A 20,633-nucleotide genomic window follows, 5' to 3' on the forward strand; every position below is an offset into this window, starting at 1 on the left:
CAGGATCTATTGGTAAAGGATGAGGTTTTGTCTTCTGTATCGGCTCGCCACTGGAGCCATCATTCAAGGTTATGGATGGTGAACGGAACCTACTCGCAATGGTGTTGGAGCGTGGTAGCCAATTCACTGCTTTCGTAGCTTAGCTGCATGAAAATAAGCACTTCCCTGGTGGCCCGCATTGATCCAGACAAGACTTGGCAGAATGGATAGGCCGAAAGCTTCATCGCTGCGTATCTCAAGGAAGTACTAAATGCCAACTGTTCTTCTCGATCCATAAGGGCCAGTTCATTACGGGCTAATGGTGCAAGCATCACAAAGAAAGAGCTCACAGCTGATTAAACTATAATCCACTTGATAACGAAAAATTAAAGCTGCCTATGGAGCGATTTCTCGGCGCCAATCATCATTCAATCTATAAACAGGCAAGCATAAAGAGCCTTAATCAATTCGTTTTAGAAAACCGTCCCACGATGCCGATAAGACAATTTTGTGCTCGATCTGCTTGTCGATTTCAAAACGGATGTTACCCCCCCGGCGTTCACAACGGTCAAGGTATTCAAGCAACGCAGTCTTTGGGTTATTACCCTTACCCCATGGGCGGTCGATCACGAAATCCTCCGGCATATCCTCCAGCCCTGAGTCCCAGACTACACAATAGCTTCCTACAGTTGTCAGCTCCGCATAAGCCTCTAATTCTGCCAACACGTGCTCATGGGTATGGTTTGAATCCAGAAACACCATGATCCGTTTATATTTCGAGGCCAGATTCTTGACTTGGGTCACCACTTCAGGGTCGATAGAAGAACCCTGGATCATTTCAATTTTATGTGCCATTGGATGTGCTTCAATAGCCTTACGATTATGTGCCCGAATATCAATATCGACACCCACCACCTTGCGCCCAACCACTTTCGGATCAAGTACTGTTCCAGCTTCCACAGCATCACAGTAGTCCAATAAAGCCAGCATCGAAGCGCTCATGATCAATGAGCCACCATGGGCAATTCCCGTTTCAATGATAAGATCAGGTTTTACTCGCCAAACCAGCTCCTGAACAGCGTAAATATCCTGAGGGATCTGAATAATAGGACGTCCGAGCCAACTAAAATTATATGCATATTGGTGCCCACCCGCTTCTCGAATCCAGTTATTTGAGAGATTCATAAAAGATAGGTCTTCCCCTATTTTCTTGACATTATTCTGCACAAATAGCTCGAACTTCCTGTTCTCATCCATAATTAATCTCCTTTGTTTTCATAGAAGCCGGAACTGCATAACAGACAGTTTCCCACAACGAACCAGCTGCATGATGCCTGATGAATAGATCATAAAAAGAAAAATGATCGTGAATGAATAAAGGGATATCCAACAAGTGGCTAGTCTGATGGTAAATACAAACCGCCAATTTCGGCTTGCATCGTTTGATGACCTCCCTCGCCCCATCCAATGCATCCAGTTCAGCGCCTTCGATATCCATTTTGATCATTGTCGGGCAACTATTTACGAGGAAATCATCCAGGCTTATTGATGGAACGTCTCCTTCGACAGCCTGATCCCTACAGTTATGAAAATCCGAACCTTTGGATCGACCCACTGTGTTACCGACTGCAGAGTGAATAACCTCCACATCCTCAAACCCGTATTTATTCAACGATTGAATCGCCCCGGCGATATTCACCTTATCAACATCAAAGCCGATGGCGCTAAATGCCCCTATTCCGGAATCCTGCATGAAGGAAAAATAGGAAAGCAGAGTATCGCCATCAAAACTGCCGCAATCAATCAACAACTCCCCTTCTGAAAAGCTGAATATATCTTTCTGGAAGTATTGCGGATAGCAGGCGGAGTTCGCCAGCAACACGTTTCCTGGCATTGAGAAATGAAATTGCTGGAACATGCGGGCCTTTGCGACATCCATTAAGATCTTACGTGATGCACTGTCTGCGAGCAGATGAAACAATTCAGAAAACTTGCCCCTGTTCCGATACAGCCAGTGACCGGAAAAATACCCGACAGAACCATCCTGTTCTGCAAATAGATAGGAAAACCCTTGGGCATCAAGCATATCCTGGATTCCAGAGGTAATCATCGCAGCAATCACTACAAGCGGAGCATGTTGATCGGAGAACAGACTGTCAGGGCTGCAAACCGGAATACCTGCAATCTCACCACCCCACTTTTCCTCATTGCTATCGACGCAATAGGCAGGCGCTATTCCATAGCGCGCTTTCCAGGCATTGATAACACTTAGGGCAAAACGACCCGCGCCATAAAGAACGATATTTTCCGAATGAACGAGCAATGAATCAGGGTCGTTCTTTACGAACAACGGATGCTGCATGGCCATACTATCACACACTTGCCATAGCTCTTCCGGACTGCCGGCTCTCCGAAGCTGTAAATAGCAGTTAGCAAAATCCATCAATGGCTACTCCACGATGGCAGGACGGCGAACGATTCGATCATCCCTTCAATGTTCTGCCTGTATGTCTCGAACATCTGTTTTGACAATGATTCTGTCGCTACAAGCTTGGGAATCCTGTTTACGTATTCCTGGGCTAAATCATCCATACCCAGTTCGTGATAACATTTTGCAATACAAGCAACGGCAACGATATGCCATGGATGGTTGTTCACTATCTTATCCAGCTTGGGAACAATTGTATCGTAGTGGCCATGCTCGATATTATAGTTATGGAAGAAATTCAGTTTGATATTGTAATCATACACAAGTTCAAAAAGTTCTTTGCCCGAAATCTCTTCGGTATCGAAAGGCCGCTCCCTGAACCCCTGAGTCGAGCTATCCCAGACCTCGATTAACTTCTCCTCAGAAATCTCTCCTTTTTCAATCAACACATCCGTCATCGTCGTTCCTGGATACGGGTATGCAATAAAGAAGGTAATCCAGTCTACAGGCGCCGTCCTCAAAAACTCAAATGTCTCATCCATCAACTCTCGCGTTTCTCCCGGCGATCCAATGACAATATTCACCCCGGTAAAGACGCCGCGACTACGGGTGAAATCAAGGAGTCTCAATGCCTTTTCGATATCTACCCGTTTTTTTATAATCTTTTGCTGAACATATTTCGAGCCCGACTCAAGTGGAATCGTCACTGCTTCCAACCCGTGATCGACAAGAGTGTCGATCATCTCTTCATTGAACACGGAGACCGCCAATCCTGCGGGCACACTCAAATCAAACTTTAGCTCCTTTCTTTTCACTTCTTTGAAAAAGTCGAAGAAATATTCTTTATTCGAACCAAAGAGATCGTCCACAATATTAATCTGGTTCACGCCATATTCGTTGATCAGATATTCAATTTCTCTCATCATGTATGCGATGCTATTAAAATAAATTTTCTTGCCGTGAACCTTGCTTGCAGAGCAGTAGGTGCAGGGATACGGACAACCCCGGGACATAAATATTGTAGCAATTCTGGCCCCTTCCTTTTTGATCGGAGCGGTGGACTCATGCGCCATCAAATAATCCATATCGAGCAATTCGTACGGGTATCTCGGAATCCGGTCCAGATCGTAGAGGACCTGTCCCATATTCATGATATTGTGCAAACCGGTCACTATTCCTGGAACGGAACTGATATCATCACCATTTTCAAGACATGTCAGCAATTGAGGGAATGAGAGGTCTCCCGGACCTCTGATCAGAAAGTCGATACTGTCATTAACAATGATGTGTGAACTAAACGTCGTAGCATGCATGCCGCCAACAATAATTTTCGTTTCTGGCCACCTCGCTTTGCACATTTCAGCAACTTTCAATGTGATCGAATGACCATTGGAGAAGTTCAAGGACAATCCAATAAAGTCGGGAGCACAGCCAACCGCATCCAGTTTCATCGAGATAAACTCTTCAATGGTTGTGCCATGAATCCGATCACGCTTTACCGCTTTATGAAGCTCCATCATCAGATCGAGGATCTGCAGATCGTGATGCGGCAACTCCTGTTTGCACCACGCGGCAAGTGTCATCACCCCGAGTGGATAGGATATATATATCGGAACATCTCTCGCCTTGCCATCGAGCATCTCTTCCATAATTTTCAAAGGGACACCAAATGAATTAATGAGCAGCGTCTTCTTCGACTTCGTATCTCTGTTTATCACCAACTGATTACCCCTCTACCGGCGACTTAAGCAAACCATATTTCACAGCCTTGGACCTCCACCACTCATCACTGGCAACAATCTCGTTGAACTTTTTCATACACTTGTCTGCAGAGGCCAAATCCATACCGGACAATTTACAGGCCATCCCCAGAAAATATTGGCCAAATGCGTGATCTGGATATTTCTCACAAACATTCTTGAAGTACTTAATCGCGGTAGAGTAATTCTCAATTTTCATATTGTGATTTTCAACGAAGTTCGCGACCAAGTTCATATGATAGGCGATATCGGCAATTGCATCCGGGTCAACGCCAGGCGCCCTAATCACCGATTTGGTATTGATAAAATCGAGTGGGTTGCTGTTCTCGATGTAGCCGTTATCAGCACAGATATCGTAGAGTCTGCTACCGAAGATCGGAATTGCACAATAGATATGTGCCCAATCGAAACCGCTGTCAATCATCATCTCGAGCGTCTCCTGCCGATGCTCATCCATCTCGCCAGGCAAACCAATCACAATAAAGACATGGCTCTGCACGCCATGCCTGCGAAGGGCCTCCACAGCTGGCTTAATCAGCTTCTTCTTCAACGGCTTCTTAATCAGGTGATCGAGCACATAATCGGAACCTGACTCTACGGCTAATGCCACGGTTGAAACCCCGGCTTTAGCAAACAGTTCGGCCACCTCATCGTCGATGGCATAGACTGCCACCCCATTGGGGAACTCGATTCGAATATCGAGGTCAATCAAGCGCCGCAGAACATCCTTGGCGCGTTCCTTATCATGAAAGAAGTGGTCATCCTCGATCATCAACACAGTCAGCCCGAACTCGTCGCGCATGCGTTTGACCTCCGCCTCCACACGATCAACTGACATTGTGCGCACCGCCCGCCCGTGCAGCGATGGATTAGAGCAGAAGACACAGAGAAACGGGCAACCGCGAGAGGTATGGATCGCCATCTCCCGCTTCTTCATGCCGATATAGCGCTTATCGATTGAGCGGGAGTTGTAGTGGTTGAGATCGATCGTCCGGTAATCAAGCGGTGGAATATCATCAAGATTCTGCACAAAGGTATGACCCGGCTGTTTACCAACAGCTAGGCCGCTACGGGTAATCCAAGATTGGTGCGATTCCAGCAGTGCACTGCGGTCATCAGTATCAATTAAATCGGCTAGCGGGATCTCTCCCTCACCCTTGCAAACCGCATCGATCGAAGGGCAATAGCCCAACATGCGATCGAATGCGGCGGAAGGCAGTCCTCCTCCAGCTGTCACCAAGACATTCGGTAACGCCTGTTTTACCACAGTGGCTATATCCTCGATATAGCGAAAGGAGGAGTTGAACAGTGCTGACACCCCTACGATATCGGCTTGAAAACAAGTTAAAGCCTTCGCCACTTCATTATTCAGCATCGCCAATACCTGATCCTGACTTACTCCTGGCTGCCCGAGTATCTGTGCCAGAGGCACATTCAGATCAAGAATCGCGGTTTCAACTGATGCTTCGCAACGCGCTTTGATATAGGCATCCAGCGATAACACGCCATAGGGCATGGTAAAAGCAGGCAGAACATTTGTACGATCCTTGCTGATAAAATCATCCAGATTGAAATAGGGCGGAATGACAAATAGGACATTTACTTGCTTTGGCATAATCGCTCCCTCGGAATGGCATAGACTACTGCTCCAGTGCCGCACCAGCTGTGCAGCCTGAACAGCATCTGGTAGTTCTCCAGCTGCTCGTCTAACAAGTATGGCAAAGCCCATAAGCCGAGCCGATTATGATATGCCGTTGCAGCCACAATAGGCCGCTGAATCTTTAACATCTCTATTGCTCCCTTAAGTGCGGAAAACTCTCCACCCTCCAGATGCAGCTTCAGGTAATTCACCTCAGGAATAGCCAAGTCATCCAGTCGTACGACTTCTACTTCATCGCTGCCAAGCACATTGAGTTGAGAAACGTAATCCAATCCCGCACTGAATGCAGACCTGCCTTTAAATTCTGCTACTGCCAGGCAGTACGAACTGATTCTAACATCTGTGTCGGCCAATTCGGCACAAGCCTGGTAGTTCAACGGGTCAGCCTCAATCATAGTAATAGAACGAACATCCCCCATACGATCCAGCCACTGCCGGCTCACTTCACCGAGGTGTGCCCCCACATCGACCAGTGATTCGTTCGGCCTCAGGCGCGACATCAGTTCGGGAATGAAATAGCGGTCGCCGGTCGTTACCGGTGCCCCTTCAAAGCTCCACTCCTCGCGCAGCGAATGCCAAGCGATAAACTGCAGGTGATGTGCCCGTGAAATATCATCATCCCAACGTGCAAGTATGGTGGTGATTTTGGCCACATCGCCTTCCAATGGCCCCGAAAACCACCCGTTGCCGAGCGGATGTCGATCCCTGTATGCCTCGCAGATATCGTAAAACGGCACCACATCCCGCCAGCCGGCTGCATGCAGTGCCAGCTCAAGCGGAACAATGGGAAGCGTGGCGATACAGACTGCAAGCATCGCTTCCCGCTTAAGTGTTTCAGGTACCGCATCAGCACTATAGAGCGAGACGCCTAGCCAGAAGGGATCGTTCTTATGCGCAGCAACATCGGCATCGACGACTGCCTCGACCGGTATGCCGAGATAATTGAAATAGGATCTGGCCATGCGCCCAAGATTGCCGGCGCCGTAGAGCACCAGCGGAGACTCAACCGGGCGCGGTGCCACCACCGGCTCTGCCTCAGCTATCCTCTTCAGCAAGACATTTGAAGCCGCCGGATCAGGCAGAGGAAAATGACGCTCGATCACTGTAGCCGCTTCTCAGTTGCATGCCGCCAACTCTCCAGCTGTGCATCTTCAGGGAATGCCGAAGCAAAGTGGAATACACTCCCCTTCTTCTGTTCGAGCATTGCATGACGAAGATATCCTTGTGGTAACGCAATGCTTCCATCATCACTGTATATGGCGGAATCTGCAACAAAGGCATGGAACCACTCTGCCGGAGTAGCACCAAAGGCCTCTCGATAATCGAAGCGCTGCTTAGGCATCATGATCACCTCTTCGTAGAGCGCGGTAAACGACTCTCGCTGATGGGGAAATGAAAAGCGCTCGCGCACATCCTTTGCGGCACGCACAGCCATCTCCAGTCGCACCTCGTCATTCTCCTGAATCCAGGCAATGCGCTCGGCTAGCTCATTACCATCATGCACGACGAACCCGTTCACACCATCTTCGACTATCTCTCGCTCACACGGATGATCGAGCACGATTGGTACAACCCCCAGTGCCATTGCCTCCAGCAGGGCAATCTCGGCGGTGCCGTAGTGGGTCGGGTTGAGCAGATAGAGAAACAGATCCATTTCAGCAAGTTCAGCTGTCACATTAGTGGAGTAGCCAGCCACATTCAGCAATGCCGGTCGTCCGACTTCCCTGCAGCGCCTCTCGAGAATCTCCCGATTGGCCACATCACCGACCATGCGTACGGAAAATGTCGGATCATCAACTGAAGCCAGTAGCGAAATATAGTCAGGGTGCAGCTTGCTGAAGTTCAATGTGCCGAGATAGCCAGCCCGTAGAGAGGTCCGCGATTTGCGACGGATCGCAGGCATCTGCTCCATGCCTGCAGCGCTCGAGATGACCGCGAGCTTCCTCTGCACCTCGGCATCCAGCTGCGATATATTTTCAGCTTGAAGCGAGCAGGCGGAGGTCATCACAAAACGATGGCAAAGATCAACCAAACCGGCAGGAATCACAGGGAAGTGAAGCCCCGATGTGTGACACCACACCACCACCCGCGCAGGAGGCAGTGGCTCACCGCAGATATATCGGAGCAGCGTCGGATGGTTCCAGAACTCCAGTTGTACAATATCTGCATCGGTGATCAGTAAGCGCAGACTCTTCTCATCCGGCGCGGTAGTGACCTTGCATCCGGCATGCACAAGAGGATCGAGAAACTGCTGCTTTTCAGGCTTTTCCAGGCAGACCAGATGATGCTCATGTAACGACTGCTGTTTTGCATCGATGAGGAGTCCAGATAGTGCCCGGCCGACTCCGCCTCCCATGTGTGCGGCGATATGGAGAATTCGGCTCATGAAGCAACTGACTGAACTGCAGCGCCTCCGGGCGCCCGATCGTCGATTTCACTGCCTGCATAACTCAGCAATTTCGGCAACAACTCATCGCGATAGGCATCAATATTATCTGGCAGACAATGGGTCAGCTGGCCGCATTTACTGCATACGCCGTTATCGCAGCGCCGACCCTCTAGATGTTGTCTACGTAGCGCGTTCATCGCACCGGAATTCCAGATCTCCTGTAAACTCTGCTTATTGGCGTCACCGATCAGCAACTTCCGACCCCAATCGAGGAAACAGGAGCTCACCAGCCCATCGGCGTTAACCGACATCGAGTAGAAGATATAGGGGCAGGTATCGGTTGGCGTCACCGGCTGCTGATAGATTCCCTCACGGATCGTAACACCTGTAAAGGCCTCAACATCAAATTCAGGCCAGCAGGGAGCAAAATTCTCAATAAAGATTCGATCGCAATAGTTGCCAAATGTGTCGTAAAAATCCTGCTTCTGCGCTTCGCTGATCAGTTCGCCCGGAATCTTGATCGCCACCTCGCAATCGCCCCTGTTTGCGTCCAGCCACTTCACGTTTTCAACAAACGCATCAAAGTCAAAGTCGAATCCAGTGAAGCGCTTATACTGTTCGTTGCTCATGCCGTCGACCGAGATATTGATCTTATCCAGCCCTGCCTCCAGAACCGGCCCAAGCCGCTCGGGCGTCATCAGAGATCCGTTTGTGGTGGTGTCGATGTAACCGATCTGGCCGCTCTGTTTGGCATAGGCCACCATGCGTGCCAGGTTCTTGTTAAGAAACGGTTCACCATCCTTATACATACGCAGCACCTTGACCGGCTCAGCAAACCCATCCAGCTCATCAATCACCTTACAAAACAGGTCGAACTTCATCACCCCCTGAAAACGACCGGTCTGCTCGATAAGATCGCGATGGCCGGTCGGGCAAAACGGGCAGAGAAAATTGCATGCACTGGCCGGATCAACAAACAGTACGAATGGCGTAGCTAGCGGAATAACCTCCTGCAAAGGTGTCCGGTCATCCAGGTTGATACGTGGCTTGATTGCCGCTTTCATCTATGGCTCCTTGGTGCCACGGCATTATTCATATGCCATGGGTATCTTTATGCCCTAGCAAGCAGGACTCCAACTTTGCTGTCGACCCCCAGAATGCCATCGGCTCATAGTCAGGATAAGGATAATGGCCAAGGTTAAGCGCCATCGATGCACCCTGTTCACGCAGGCGCTTCTCAATCAGATCGCGCACCCTTACCGGGCTTCCGGAACAGACATTCACAATTCCAAAATCCTCTTTTCTTTCAATAAGTTCAGAGAGAATAAGCGCTGCTTTCTCGACCGGAAGATAGTCGCGCAACTGCTCGCCTCCGGACATGTTAAATCTCTTATCGCCACTCGCAACCGCACGATCAAGCTGTGCCAGCAGACTGTTGGGATTCTGCCCCTCACCGAAGAGATAGAAGAGTCGCGCCCAAACCAACTGAAACGGCACTTTTTGCTGCAACTGCTGCAAGAACTTCCGCAACACATCCTTGGCCAGCGGATAGGAGAGTTGCGGATCACTCACCAACGACTCATCCAGACACCCTTCTCGCATGCCGTATTCGAGACAGGTGCCGCTTACCAGTACCTGCTTCAACCCCTGACTGACCAGCCTCTTGATAAAACGGTAATCGCCCTGAAGGTTAATTTCGTAATGGAATGGCTCGCGATAATTGGGCAATCCGTCCCAGGCCAGATGCACCAACACATCGGGCTCGCCCAACTCGGTAAGCAAAGGCGTCTGGCTGCCATGGATATCGCAACAGACAAATCGAACGGCATTGCGCCACGGCATCTCCTCGATTCGGGCCGGATCGCGTCCGAGAACGATCGGCTCATGCCCTCGCTCCAGTAACCGCGTCACCACATGACGACCCACAAAACCTGAGCCGCCAGTCACCAGCACCTTCACCCGATTATCTCCAGCTTTGGCACCCCCACCACGAAACAACCACCCCAACCTCTGATCTGCTGCTGACGTTCGATAATCTCCTCACAAATATTCCATGGGAGAATCAACAGGTAATCGGGTTTCACCTCGGCGATATGATCCGGATGCAAAATCGGGATATGGCTCCCTGGCATAAATTTATCCTGCTTGGATGGCGCGGCATCACAAACAAAAGGTAACAGATCGGGGGTAACCCCGGCGAAATTAAGCAGCGTATTGCCCTTGGCCGCCGCTCCGTAAGCTGCCACCATCTTCCCTGCCCTCTTCTGCTCATGCAGGAAGGCCAACAGCTCCTCCCTGATCCTCTCCACCCGAGACTGCATGGCTCGATAGGTCTCGATATCCAGCAATCCGGCCTGCCGCTCCTCCTGCAGAACACTATTCACAGCTTCCGCCAACGCATGGGCAGAGCCGGTATGGGCTGCATAAACACGCAGGCTACCACCGTGGGTTGGCAGCTTTTCGACGTCGTAGAGTCGCAATCCAGCCAGCTGTAACACCGACTGTACCGCATGCAGCGACAGATAGGAGTAGTGCTCATGATAGATGGTATCGAACTGGGTAAACTCGATCAGGTTCTTCAAATGTGGAAATTCAAGGGTGATGGTTCCTTCAGGCTGAAGCAAGCGCACCAAGCCCAGCGCGAAGTCATTGATATCGGGCACATGCGCAAAGACATTGTTTCCTACAATCAGATCAGCCTTGTACCCATCGGAAACCAGTTCATCAGCCAGTTGCTCACCAAAGAATCGGCGCAGTACTGGCACTCCCAAAGCCTCGGAAGCTGCCGCCGTACTGTCAGTCGGCTCAATACCGAGACAGGGAATACCAGCTGCAACGAAATTTCTCAGCAGGTATCCATCGTTGGAAGCGACCTCAACCACCCTCGACTCTGTTCCCAGACCCAACCGCTTGCCAATCATCCGGCAATAGTCTGCCGCATGCTTCAGCCAGCTATCCGACACAGAAGAGAAATAAGCGTAATCACTGGTAAAAAGCTCATCACAGCGGGAGAAGTCTTCGGTCTGCACCAGCCAGCACGATTCGCAAACAAAGATTCGCAACGGATAGGCTGGCTCAGGCTTATCAAGCTGGTCTGCGCTCAAATAGGCGTTGGATGGCGGCATGCTGCCAAGATCGAGAAAAAGCGACTTCAGCTCACTGCCGCAATGGCGACACTTCATATCATTAATCCTTGGAAGCTCTTATCCAGCAGGGGATGGTTGCGATCACGCTCCGACAACTCTGAAACCGGCAACGGCCAGACAATAGCCACGGCGGGATCATCAAAGCGTACCGCACCTTCGGACTCAGGCGTATAGGCAGCAGTATGCAGATAGAGCAACTCTGAATCGGGCTCGAGCACCTGAAAGCCGTGCGCGCACCCCTCCTGGATGACCATCATCCTGCCGTTCTCCGGTGACAGTTCGCAGGCAGTCCATTTCAGGAAGGTTGGTGAACCGGCACGCAGATCAACGGCGACATCCCATACCCTCCCTTTAAGGCAGCGAACCAGCTTCATCTCCGCATGCGGCGGATACTGAAAATGAAGGCCTCGAACTGCTCCGCATTTGTGGGTCAGTGAACGGTTGACCTGTACGATTTTGCGTTGCATCAAAACAGCAGCCAGTTCATCTTCGCAATAGAGTCTGGCAAAACGACCACGGCTGTCAGCCACAACCGATGACTCGACCTGATATACTCCATCAATCTCACACGCAAGGATGCGCATGCTCATATCCAGACAGCCCCTTTAGCATGGGCATCGTCTAAGAAAGTATCCAACTGCTTGGCACTAAGGACTTCACCGTTCTCAAGATACGCGCTATACCACTCTGCTGTATTGGCAATCGCCTGCTCAAGAGCCCAGACAGGCTGCCATTGCAGCTCGCGAACCGCCTTACCGATATCCAGCTGCAGTATCACCGCCTCATGCAGCTGCACCTCTTGGCCCACATGCCAGCTGAATCCCGGCCAGTAGACCTGCATGCGGCTCAGCAGTTCGCGTACACTGCATGTCCCTGTCGAATCTGGGCCGAAATTCCAGGCAGCAGCACAACCCCGCTCGCCGAGCAACAGGCGCTGACCCAGCAGCAGGTAACCCGAGAGCGCATCCAACACGTGCTGCCAAGGGCGAGTGGCATCTGGTGAGCGAATCTCTAGTTCACTGCCAGCTGCAACCGCCCGATAGAGATCGGGGATGAGACGATCCTCACTCCAGTCGCCACCACCGATCACATTGCCGGCCCGCGCCGTCGCCAATAGCGGCGCCTCAGCCTCCGAAAAGAAGGAGCGACGATAACTGGAAGCGACCAACTCCGTAGCGGCCTTCGATGCTGAATAGGGATCATGCCCTCCAAGGGCATCCTCTTCGTTATAACCACGATCTAGGGATCTGTTGTCGTAACATTTATCCGAAGTGACCACCACGATCGCCTTCAATCCGGGCACGCTCCTGCACACCTCCAGCACATTCACCGTGCCGATTACATTCGTAGTCCAGGTTTCAACCGGCATATTGTAGGAGCGACGCACCAATGGCTGGGCTGCCAGGTGAAAGACAACCTCGGGCTCGAATGCTCCAACAATCCGCCGCACCGCCTCAATATCGGCAATATCAATCCGATGATCCTCAATTTCACCATCTAATAGCGCTTGGCAAAATTGCCAGTGCTCCGGGTCGGTATCGGGATCCAAACCAATTCCGGCCACCTTGGCGCCTAGTCGGTTCAACCAGACAGAAAGCCAGCTGCCCTTGAAGCCAGTATGACCGGTAATCAATACCCGTTTGCCTTGATAGATGTCGCCAAACGACACTGCTGTCACCATACCATCCAAGGTGCCTCGCCACTCTCCCATAGTCCTTCAAGCCGTACCTTATCGCGCAGGGTATCCATCGGCTGCCAGAACCCTGCATGGCGATAGGCTGAAAGCTGACCCTGTTCAGAGAGGCGCTGCAGTGGCTCCTTCTCCCAGACCGTTGCGTCACCTTTTATCAGCTTAAGCACTTCCGGCGACAGCACAAAATAGCCCCCATTAATCCAGCCACCATCACCCTTTGGCTTCTCATTAAAGTGGTTGATGCGATCACCAGAGATCTCCAGTGAGCCAAAGCGTCCGGGTGGCTGCACTGCTGTCACCGTAGCCAGTAAGCCTTGCGCATTATGGAAGTCGATCAGTTTTCTGATATCAACATCACACAAACCATCGCCATAGGTGAAACAGAAGGGCTGATCTGGCTTCAAATGGTCAGCGACTCGTCGCATACGGCCACCCGTCTGTGTATTCTCACCGGTATCAACCAGCGTTACCCGCCACGGCTCAGCCATATTCTGATGAACCTGCATAGAGTTATTTTGCATATCAAAGGTGACATCTGACATGTGCAGGAAGTAGTTGGCAAAATACTCCTTGATTAGATAACCCTTGTAGCCAAGGCAGATAATGAAATCGTTGATCCCATATGCACTGTAACTCTTCATAATATGCCAAAGAATCGGTTTGCTTCCAACATCCACCATCGGTTTTGGCCTCAAGTGAGTCTCCTCACTGATCCGCGTCCCGAGTCCTCCAGCCAGTATTACCGCTTGCATATGCCCATCCTTCGCCAGTTTCCGGAAGAAACTTGTGGTTCCAACTTCATCCAGCAATAAAACTGGAATCTGCGAACAAACATTTACCTAATTCAAATAGATAGAGCAATTAAAGTGCCAAAGTTGAACGAACTTTTCCTACTCATCGGATCAAATGCATCTCAGAAAAAACTATTACCACTTCTCACCCTAGAATGGTCCGGCAGTTACCCTACCCGAGGTAATGCCAGAGGGTAAACATTGCCGCCTGACCGCGGTAGTTGCCACCCTTGTCGATCAGGTTCCAGACCGTGGCATCCTGAATACGGAAGCGCCGGCCGCTGCTGGCAATCCGCACACCGGAGTAGTCGTCGATATAGCCGTTCTCCGTGACCCTTTTCAACAGCGCATTTCGCTCAGCCTGCACACCCGCTTCTGCCGACAGCCTTGATGGCAGCTGCGTAAACTCATGCCAATCCATCTCGAACAGTTGTTGGGCAGTATGGTTGGCGTAGTTGATGACCGGATCCTCCCCGGTTCCGTGTGAAAGCAGTGCGTATGGTGCGAAGTAGACCCTGCGGGCAGCAACTGCAGGATCGGAATCATCATCAAGCAGGCCGCAGCCGCTCCATCGTTTCAGGCTGTCACTGAGCAGCCGCAGCTGCTCAAGCTGATAGTCATTCGTTTCAGATGGCGGGTCAGTGCACTGCTTCATTTCAGGCAGCCTCCCTTTTCAGTGACTGCAGCCGGAAGAAGCCGCCGATCAGCATATATCCGATCACAAACGGCCAGTTTCCGGCAGGGCCATAACTGTTCACGATCGCAGAGCCGGTCACCTCATAGCCATGGATGATGCCTGTGGCACTGAAGATGGCCGCGGCAAAGGCCCAGTTGGCGGCAACCCTGTACCTGCCATCCAGCAGTGCGGCAGTCATCGCAGCCAGCAACATTGAGGTGAAGATAAAGCCGCGCTCCAGCGCAATCATGCCGGCAACGGGGAACTGCATGGCCAGTGCATCGATCCCCACTGCGCCAATGGTGGTACCGGCAGCACGCAGCCCGCTCTCCAGCATCAGCAGCCCCCACGCGGCGATGGCCGGGATCAGACCGACAACCACCGCTGCGGCATGGTGGTGCGGCGTATCGCGGAACGCCTGTGCGGCAATGATAATGCCGATCCAGAGCAGGATCGCCGCCCCCGCCTCGATCGGAATCAGGGAAGCCGCGAAACCGACAAGACCAAGCGTACAGAGCAGCGTTATGACAATGCCGTTGGCAACCGAGTAACCGGCTCCGGCTCCCATATCCTTCCAGGCCGGGTGGCCGATATAGATGGTGGTGGGAAAACAGCTGCCGAAACAGGCTGCAGCAATAGTACCGATACCATTGGCAGCCAGTGACGGCTTCACGGCGTAGCTGTCGCCTGCCGCCTCGGCGCTCTCGAGGTTCTGCAGCGACCCGATCAGGTTGAACAGCCCCATCGGCAGGATCACGGCGATAGAACCGATCAGTTCAGGTGATGTGAACGCCGTAAGCAGCTCGAAGAGTTGTGGTGTTGGCAGCTGCAGCGAGATCGTCATGGCCGCAGAAAGTGCGGATGCATCCATACGCCCCAGCCCCCAGGCCAGAACGGTTCCGACAATAACCGCAGCAAACCCTGCTGGAATGCCGCGCGGCAGCGGCATGCGACCGATATACTGCATAAAGATCAGCGCCAGCGGAGCGAAACCGATCAGCGGATCGGCAAAGATGCGGAAGGCGAAATCCATCGAGATAAAGGTGATGGCGATACCGGCCAGCGTAGCCAGAAGGGCCGCACGCGGCGTCACCTTTTTCACCCGCGCTCCGATCCAAGCTCCGGCCAGTTCGATCAACCCCGAACCGAGACAGGCGGCGAGTCCCATCTGCCAGGCAAGCCGGGCATCACCTGTGCTTTTCACCACCGGCAGCATCACGAAGAGCACATAGGCGAAGAGTGAGACGGTGTTGACGCCATAGGGAAGCGCGGTTGCCGGTTTGCCGGTGGCAAGGCTCAGGTTTCGAGCCTGCCATGCGTAGAAGAGATTGCCGATCAGCAGGCTTACGGCAACGCCGGGCAGAATGTTCCCGTACAGAAGCTCGGCCGGAAAAGCGAGCAGCTGCGTGCAGAGCACGGAGATCAGGATCAGCTGGATCAGGTTGTCGACGAAGAGGCCGAAAAAGCCGTCGAGATCGCCCCGTCGCCACCAGCTGAAGCTGTTCATCTCAACCGGCGTCCTGAACCGCCATCAGAGGCGGGAGATATCCGCCAGCCGCAGGAAGAGTCCCCGCAGCCGGGCCAGCAGCGCCAGACGGTTGGCGCGCAGCTTCTCCTCCTCGGCCATCACCATCACATCATCAAAGAAACCGTCCACCGCTTCACGCAGATCGGCCAGCACATTGAGCTGGTGCTCAGGTACTTCGGGGAACTCCTGCTCCGCCTCGCACAACTTGTCGTACAGATTCTGCTCGGCCACCTCGATGAGCAGCGATCTATCGATTTCAAGAGAAACCGCTCCCGCCTTCTTGAGGATATTGGCAATGCGTTTGTTGGCCGCAGCCGCAGCCTGGCCCGCCTCGGAGTCGGCAAAGCCGGTCAGCAGTTGTGCCACGGCAACGCTCTGGTGGAACGGCAGTTCAACGGCAGCATGCAGTGCCGCCTCCAGAGCCTGTCTTGAGTAGCCGCTGCCAGTCATGCCAAGCCAGCGCTCACGCACAAATTCGGCCACTGCCGATTTGGTCTCCTTGGTGATATGGATCGTTACACGCTGCTGGTTCCACTGTTTGGCAGCCTCATCGAGCACCTTTGAAAGGGTGAGGTCTACTGCGATTCCATCATCTGCCAGCAGCCGGATCAGGCCAATGGCGGCTCGGCGCAGGCCGAACGGATCGGCGCTGGCGGTCGGGATACGGCCGATATGGAAATAACCGAGCAGTTTGTCTGCCCGCTCGGCAATCGCCAGTGCGCGTGAAATGGTGTTTGGCGACAGATCATCATCGGCACCTGCCGGTGCATAATGAAACGCGATCGCTTCCGCCACCTCGGCACTCTCGCCATCCATGCGGGCATAGATGCCGCCCATATACCCCTGCAGCTCCGGAAACTCGCCGACCAGTCCCGTGGTAAGGTCCGATTTGCAGAGATAGGCGGCGCGCTGTGCACTGTTGGCATCCACACCCAGGGCGGTGGCGTTGTCGAGCACAAAACCGCGCATACGGCGCACCTGGTCACCAACCATGCCTAGACCATCCTGGAAAACGATCTCGGAGAGCCTCTCAACACGCGCATCCAATGTCTCTTTCGGATCGCGGTCAAAATAGAAGGCGGCATCGGCAAGGCGCGCATTCACCACGCGCTCGTTGCCCGTAGCCACTGCAGATGGGTCTTTGGAAGCGATATTGGCTACCGCAAAGAAGACATTACTCATCTTTCCATCCGCATCCCGCGTGGAGAAGCAGCGCTGGTGATGCTTAAGTTCGATACGGCTCACCTCTTCAGGCAGGCGCAGGAAGTCCTCATCATAGCGGCCTGTAATCACATGCGGCCACTCGGTCAGGTCGGCGACCTCCTCAAGCAGATCGGCATCCTCGACAAGTTCGACGCCTGCTGCATCGGCAGCTTTATTCAGCTGACTGGAGATATCGGTCAGGCGCTTGGCACGATCCGCGACAACAGATTGTGACTCAAGCCATGCAAAAGGATCATTCACATCGATCTCACCGGAGCTGCCGTGGACACGATGGCCGCGGCTGATCTTGCCGGATGTAACACCGGCGAAGGAGAAATCGATCACCTCGCCGCCAATTCTGGCTGCGATCCAGCGGATCGGACGGATAAAGGCATCATCGCGATGTTCGCCATCGTTCCACTTCATCTGTTTCGGGCTCGGCAGCTTGCGCAGGATCGCAGGCATCGCCTCAGCGATAATCGCGGCCACAGGGCGACCCGCAACACTGCGAACCGCCTTCATGTAACGTGCCTTGCCATCGCCTTTGTCGGCCAGCTCGAAATCATCCAGCGACATACCTGATTTTTTGGCAAAACCGATCGCTGCCCCGGTCGGCTCACCATCCTTGTAGGCAACATGTTCGGGTGGTCCCCAGACCACCTCTTCGCGATCCTCCTGCATGACAGGGCATGCTGCCACATGCAGCAGCAGACGACGCGGTGTCACGCCAAGCTGGAGCGTATCGACAGCCACATTGGCGTCCGCCAAAAGTTTTTCGACCGCCTCTTTCAGGGCGGCACCCATGCGCGGCGCAACGCCTGCAGGGATCTCTTCGGTTCCAATCTCGATCAGCAAAGGTTTCAGGCTCATGCGTCCACCCCCGCGTAGGCACGCGCCACGGTTCTAGCAAGTCCCCGTACGCGGCCGATAAAACGTTGCCGCTCGGCAACAGAGATTGCGCCACGCGCATCAAGCAGGTTAAAGGCGTGCGATGCCTTCATCACCTCTTCATAGGCGGGAAGCACCAGATTGTGATCAGCCAGACGCTTGCACTCACCCTCGGCGCGATCGAACTGTTCATGCAGCCAGGAGGCATCTGCGACATCGAAGTTGTAGGTGGAGAACTCCACCTCGTTGCGGTGAAATACCTCGCCGTAGGTGACGGTTTTGCCATCTTCGGTGGTTACCCATGCCAGGTCGAATACATTCTCAACCCCCTGCAGATACATCGCAAGGCGCTCCAGGCCGTAGGTGATCTCGCCCGGCGTTTTGGTCAGCTCGACACTGCCCACCTGCTGGAAGTAGGTGAACTGGGTGATCTCCATACCGTTAAGCCAAACCTCCCAGCCAAGGCCCCAGGCGCCCAGCGTGGGCGACTCCCAGTCATCCTCAACGAAACGGACATCATGCACCTCGGGATCGATGCCGATGGTGCGCAGAGAGTCGAGGTAGAGCTCGAGTATGTTTTCAGGGGCAGGCTTGAGAATCACCTGGAACTGGTAGTAGTGCTGCATGCGGTTGGGGTTCTCGCCATAACGCCCGTCGGTCGGGCGACGGCACGGCTGCACATAAGCGGTGCTCCACGCATTATCATCGAGCACACGCAGGAATGTGGCCGGATGAAAGGTTCCGGCGCCCATCGAACTGTCATAGGGCTGCTGTACGACACACCCTTTGGAAGCCCAGTATTGTTGAAGTGTTAGGATCAGGTCCTGAAAGGTCACGGCAATCGCCCTCCCGAAAAATCGAGCTCGAAACCTAGCCTCGCTTTGCGCTGCTTGCCAGAAGCCTATTTTCTCAGGGGATCAATTGCGTTTGCTTTTGAGCTTCAGCGCCCGGAACACCTCGTCGGCGTGGAAGGATGAACGCACCAGCGGCCCTGACGCGACCATGCCGAAACCCTTCTTCTCGGCGAGGTATTTGAGCTCGTCGAACTCTTCGGGCGACCAGTACTTCATCACAGGATGATGTTTGGCGCTCGGCCTGAGATACTGGCCAATGGTGAGAATATCGATATTCGCCTCGCGCATATCGTCGAGTACCTGCAGCACCTCGTCGCGCTCCTCACCCAGACCAACCATGATGCCGGACTTGGTCACCACGCCCGGATCAAGCTCCTTGGCGCGCTGCAGCAGACGCAGGGATGTAAAGTAGCGTGCCCCGGGACGCACCGAGCGGTAGAGGCGCGGTACGGTCTCCAGATTATGATTGAAGATATCCGGACCCGCTTCGATGATCGTGTTCAGGCAGCTCTCCGGCTTGCGTTGGAAATCGGGGGTGAGAATCTCGATCGTCACATCGGGCTGGCGCGCTTTCAGCTCGCGGATCACTTCAGCATAGTGGCCGGCACCGCCATCCCTGAGGTCGTCGCGATCCACCGAGGTGATCACCACATGTTTAAGGCCGATCTCCGCCACAGCTTTCGCCAGATTCACCGGCTCGTCGGCATCGACCGGGTCGGGCCTGCCTGTTGCCACATCGCAGAAGGCGCAGGTGCGGGTACAGACGCGCCCCAGGATCATGAAGGTGGCTGAACCCTGCTTCCAGCAGCCGCCGATATTGGGGCAGGATGCCTCCTCGCATACCGTATTGAGTTTCAGCTTGCGCATCATCTCGGCAATTGATTTGTACTCTTTGGACATCGGCGCGCGAACCTTGAGCCATTTCGGCTTGCCGGCCATCGGCTGTGCCTCGCCCTCAACCTGGATCGGAATCACTTTTCTGCTCATCGCGGCATGCTAGCGAATGAGATGCCTGCGTACATCCGCCATCTTTTATGGATAATCGTTTGCCCGTACGTGCGTTTGTGAAACTTTGTTGGCAGTGTTCGCGCTGATTTTTTGTTCGAATCAGATATGGAGTCAATGAATGAGTGTTTCATGTTTTGCAAAACTGTTTGCGGCGGCCATCGCCGTTTCCGTGGTCGGCAGTTACGCCATCCAGCTGGTCGGCCTTGATAGCATACACCCCTCTTCCCTGTTCGCCAGCGGCCTGACGCTCGGCACCATCTTCGGGGGCCTGCTGGTCGCGCTCTACCCGTCAGAGAAGGGCGAAGGCAGCAAGAGGGATAGCGGCACCAGCAACATCTATGTCGGCAACCTGCCTTTCAATGTCGGCAAGGAGGAGATCGGCAACATCTTCGCCCCGTTCGGCAAGGTGGAGGATATCCGGCTGGTCAAGGATCGCAGAAGCCGCCGTTTCAAGGGCTACGCCTTTGTCGAGATGGAGAGCGGTGCAGCCAAAGCGGCAATCGATCATCTCAACGATACCGACTACGCCGGCCGTACCCTGCGTGTTAACGAGGCGCAGAAGCGGGATTCAAGATCGTAGGGAATTTCCCCTGCATCATAAAAAAAGCGCGGCAGTTGCCGCGCTTTTTT

At 53.2% G+C, this 20,633-nt stretch carries 18 protein-coding genes; 1 reads left to right on the forward strand and 17 read right to left on the reverse strand.

All coding sequences use genetic code 11. The features are described from left to right. Positions 1-438: 438 nt before the first annotated feature. From Ga0123462_RS10515 to lipA, 17 genes are all read right to left on the reverse strand, one after another. Positions 439-1,236 (reverse strand): cephalosporin hydroxylase family protein, encoded by a 798-nt coding sequence (locus tag Ga0123462_RS10515; protein WP_100266256.1) that lies wholly within the window; start codon positions 1,234-1,236, stop codon positions 439-441. Beyond that, entirely contained in the window at positions 1,229-2,422 is a 1,194-nt protein-coding gene (locus Ga0123462_RS10520) for an FkbM family methyltransferase (protein WP_100266257.1), read from the reverse strand. The genes Ga0123462_RS10515 and Ga0123462_RS10520 overlap by 8 nt, the downstream gene beginning before the upstream one ends. Continuing rightward, positions 2,422-4,056, reverse strand: a complete 1,635-nt coding sequence (locus Ga0123462_RS10525; RefSeq protein ID WP_232726703.1) for a B12-binding domain-containing radical SAM protein — start codon at positions 4,054-4,056, stop codon at positions 2,422-2,424. The genes Ga0123462_RS10520 and Ga0123462_RS10525 overlap by 1 nt, the downstream gene beginning before the upstream one ends. A 76-nt stretch (positions 4,057-4,132) precedes the next feature. Continuing rightward, positions 4,133-5,782 carry a B12-binding domain-containing radical SAM protein gene (locus Ga0123462_RS10530; protein WP_100266259.1) on the reverse strand — a complete coding sequence of 550 codons (1,650 nt, stop codon included), beginning with the start codon at positions 5,780-5,782 and terminating at the stop codon, positions 4,133-4,135. Further along, a complete protein-coding gene (locus Ga0123462_RS10535; RefSeq protein WP_100266260.1) occupies positions 5,767-6,930 on the reverse strand; it encodes an FkbM family methyltransferase in 1,164 nt (387 codons plus the stop codon). Before Ga0123462_RS10535 ends, Ga0123462_RS10530 begins: the two co-directional genes overlap by 16 nt. Then, the gene (locus Ga0123462_RS10540; RefSeq protein ID WP_100266261.1) at positions 6,927-8,213 is read right to left on the reverse strand and encodes a glycosyltransferase family 4 protein; all 1,287 of its coding nucleotides are present in this window, start codon (positions 8,211-8,213) and stop codon (positions 6,927-6,929) included. The genes Ga0123462_RS10535 and Ga0123462_RS10540 overlap by 4 nt, the downstream gene beginning before the upstream one ends. Next, positions 8,210-9,280: a radical SAM/SPASM domain-containing protein gene (locus Ga0123462_RS10545; RefSeq protein ID WP_100266262.1), complete on the reverse strand. Its 1,071-nt coding sequence runs from the start codon at positions 9,278-9,280 to the stop codon at positions 8,210-8,212. Before Ga0123462_RS10545 ends, Ga0123462_RS10540 begins: the two co-directional genes overlap by 4 nt. Positions 9,281-9,308: 28 nt before the next feature. Beyond that, complete coding sequence (locus tag Ga0123462_RS10550; protein WP_100266263.1) at positions 9,309-10,175, reverse strand: NAD-dependent epimerase/dehydratase family protein; 867 nt, start codon at positions 10,173-10,175, stop codon at positions 9,309-9,311. After that, positions 10,172-11,398, reverse strand: coding sequence for a class I SAM-dependent methyltransferase (locus Ga0123462_RS10555; RefSeq protein ID WP_100266264.1), 1,227 nt, complete (start codon positions 11,396-11,398; stop codon positions 10,172-10,174). Before Ga0123462_RS10555 ends, Ga0123462_RS10550 begins: the two co-directional genes overlap by 4 nt. Beyond that, positions 11,395-11,946, reverse strand: coding sequence for a dTDP-4-dehydrorhamnose 3,5-epimerase (gene rfbC, locus Ga0123462_RS10560; protein WP_100266265.1), 552 nt, complete (start codon positions 11,944-11,946; stop codon positions 11,395-11,397). The genes Ga0123462_RS10555 and rfbC overlap by 4 nt, the downstream gene beginning before the upstream one ends. A 2-nt stretch (positions 11,947-11,948) precedes the next feature. Further along, a complete protein-coding gene (rfbG, locus tag Ga0123462_RS10565) occupies positions 11,949-13,043 on the reverse strand; it encodes a CDP-glucose 4,6-dehydratase (RefSeq protein ID WP_198507341.1) in 1,095 nt (364 codons plus the stop codon). Further along, positions 13,037-13,807, reverse strand: coding sequence for a glucose-1-phosphate cytidylyltransferase (gene rfbF / locus Ga0123462_RS10570; protein WP_100266267.1), 771 nt, complete (start codon positions 13,805-13,807; stop codon positions 13,037-13,039). The genes rfbG and rfbF overlap by 7 nt, the downstream gene beginning before the upstream one ends. Before the next feature lie 211 nt (positions 13,808-14,018). After that, positions 14,019-14,501 (reverse strand): MEKHLA domain-containing protein, encoded by a 483-nt coding sequence (locus Ga0123462_RS10575; RefSeq protein WP_100266268.1) that lies wholly within the window; start codon positions 14,499-14,501, stop codon positions 14,019-14,021. Between the two features lies 1 nt (position 14,502). Beyond that, entirely contained in the window at positions 14,503-16,029 is a 1,527-nt protein-coding gene (locus tag Ga0123462_RS10580; RefSeq protein WP_100266269.1) for a SulP family inorganic anion transporter, read from the reverse strand. 24 nt (positions 16,030-16,053) lie between these two features. After that, positions 16,054-18,123: a glycine--tRNA ligase subunit beta gene (glyS, locus tag Ga0123462_RS10585; RefSeq protein WP_100266270.1), complete on the reverse strand. Its 2,070-nt coding sequence runs from the start codon at positions 18,121-18,123 to the stop codon at positions 16,054-16,056. After that, a complete protein-coding gene (locus tag Ga0123462_RS10590; RefSeq protein ID WP_100266271.1) occupies positions 18,120-18,977 on the reverse strand; it encodes a glycine--tRNA ligase subunit alpha in 858 nt (285 codons plus the stop codon). The genes glyS and Ga0123462_RS10590 overlap by 4 nt, the downstream gene beginning before the upstream one ends. Positions 18,978-19,058: 81 nt before the next feature. Continuing rightward, entirely contained in the window at positions 19,059-19,982 is a 924-nt protein-coding gene (lipA, locus tag Ga0123462_RS10595; RefSeq protein ID WP_100266272.1) for a lipoyl synthase, read from the reverse strand. A gap of 139 nt (positions 19,983-20,121) precedes the next feature. On the opposite strand from lipA, the gene Ga0123462_RS10600 reads away from it, so the two are divergent. Next, complete coding sequence (locus Ga0123462_RS10600; RefSeq protein ID WP_100266273.1) at positions 20,122-20,583, forward strand: RNA recognition motif domain-containing protein; 462 nt, start codon at positions 20,122-20,124, stop codon at positions 20,581-20,583. Positions 20,584-20,633 lie beyond the last annotated feature (50 nt).

Source organism: Mariprofundus ferrinatatus, from assembly GCF_002795825.1.
Lineage (GTDB): Bacteria > Pseudomonadota > Zetaproteobacteria > Mariprofundales > Mariprofundaceae > Mariprofundus > Mariprofundus ferrinatatus.

Excerpts from the sequence above, each read along its gene's own strand:
- Ga0123462_RS10530 (WP_100266259.1), bottom strand. The coding sequence starts at position 5,782 with ATGCCAAAGCAAGTAAATGTCCTATTTGTCATTCCGCCCTATTTCAAT.
- rfbF (WP_100266267.1), bottom strand. The coding sequence starts at position 13,807 with ATGCAAGCGGTAATACTGGCTGGAGGACTCGGGACGCGGATCAGTGAG.
- Ga0123462_RS10600 (WP_100266273.1), top strand. The coding sequence starts at position 20,122 with ATGAGTGTTTCATGTTTTGCAAAACTGTTTGCGGCGGCCATCGCCGTT.
- rfbC (WP_100266265.1), bottom strand. The coding sequence starts at position 11,946 with ATGCGCATCCTTGCGTGTGAGATTGATGGAGTATATCAGGTCGAGTCA.
- Ga0123462_RS10580 (WP_100266269.1), bottom strand. The coding sequence starts at position 16,029 with ATGAACAGCTTCAGCTGGTGGCGACGGGGCGATCTCGACGGCTTTTTC.
- Ga0123462_RS10575 (WP_100266268.1), bottom strand. The coding sequence starts at position 14,501 with ATGAAGCAGTGCACTGACCCGCCATCTGAAACGAATGACTATCAGCTT.
- lipA (WP_100266272.1), bottom strand. The coding sequence starts at position 19,982 with ATGAGCAGAAAAGTGATTCCGATCCAGGTTGAGGGCGAGGCACAGCCG.
- Ga0123462_RS10525 (WP_232726703.1), bottom strand. The coding sequence starts at position 4,056 with ATGGAAGAGATGCTCGATGGCAAGGCGAGAGATGTTCCGATATATATA.
- Ga0123462_RS10555 (WP_100266264.1), bottom strand. The coding sequence starts at position 11,398 with ATGAAGTGTCGCCATTGCGGCAGTGAGCTGAAGTCGCTTTTTCTCGAT.
- glyS (WP_100266270.1), bottom strand. The coding sequence starts at position 18,123 with ATGAGCCTGAAACCTTTGCTGATCGAGATTGGAACCGAAGAGATCCCT.
- rfbG (WP_198507341.1), bottom strand. The coding sequence starts at position 13,043 with ATGGTGACAGCAGTGTCGTTTGGCGACATCTATCAAGGCAAACGGGTA.
- Ga0123462_RS10540 (WP_100266261.1), bottom strand. The coding sequence starts at position 8,213 with ATGAGCCGAATTCTCCATATCGCCGCACACATGGGAGGCGGAGTCGGC.
- Ga0123462_RS10520 (WP_100266257.1), bottom strand. The coding sequence starts at position 2,422 with ATGGATTTTGCTAACTGCTATTTACAGCTTCGGAGAGCCGGCAGTCCG.
- Ga0123462_RS10545 (WP_100266262.1), bottom strand. The coding sequence starts at position 9,280 with ATGAAAGCGGCAATCAAGCCACGTATCAACCTGGATGACCGGACACCT.
- Ga0123462_RS10515 (WP_100266256.1), bottom strand. The coding sequence starts at position 1,236 with ATGGATGAGAACAGGAAGTTCGAGCTATTTGTGCAGAATAATGTCAAG.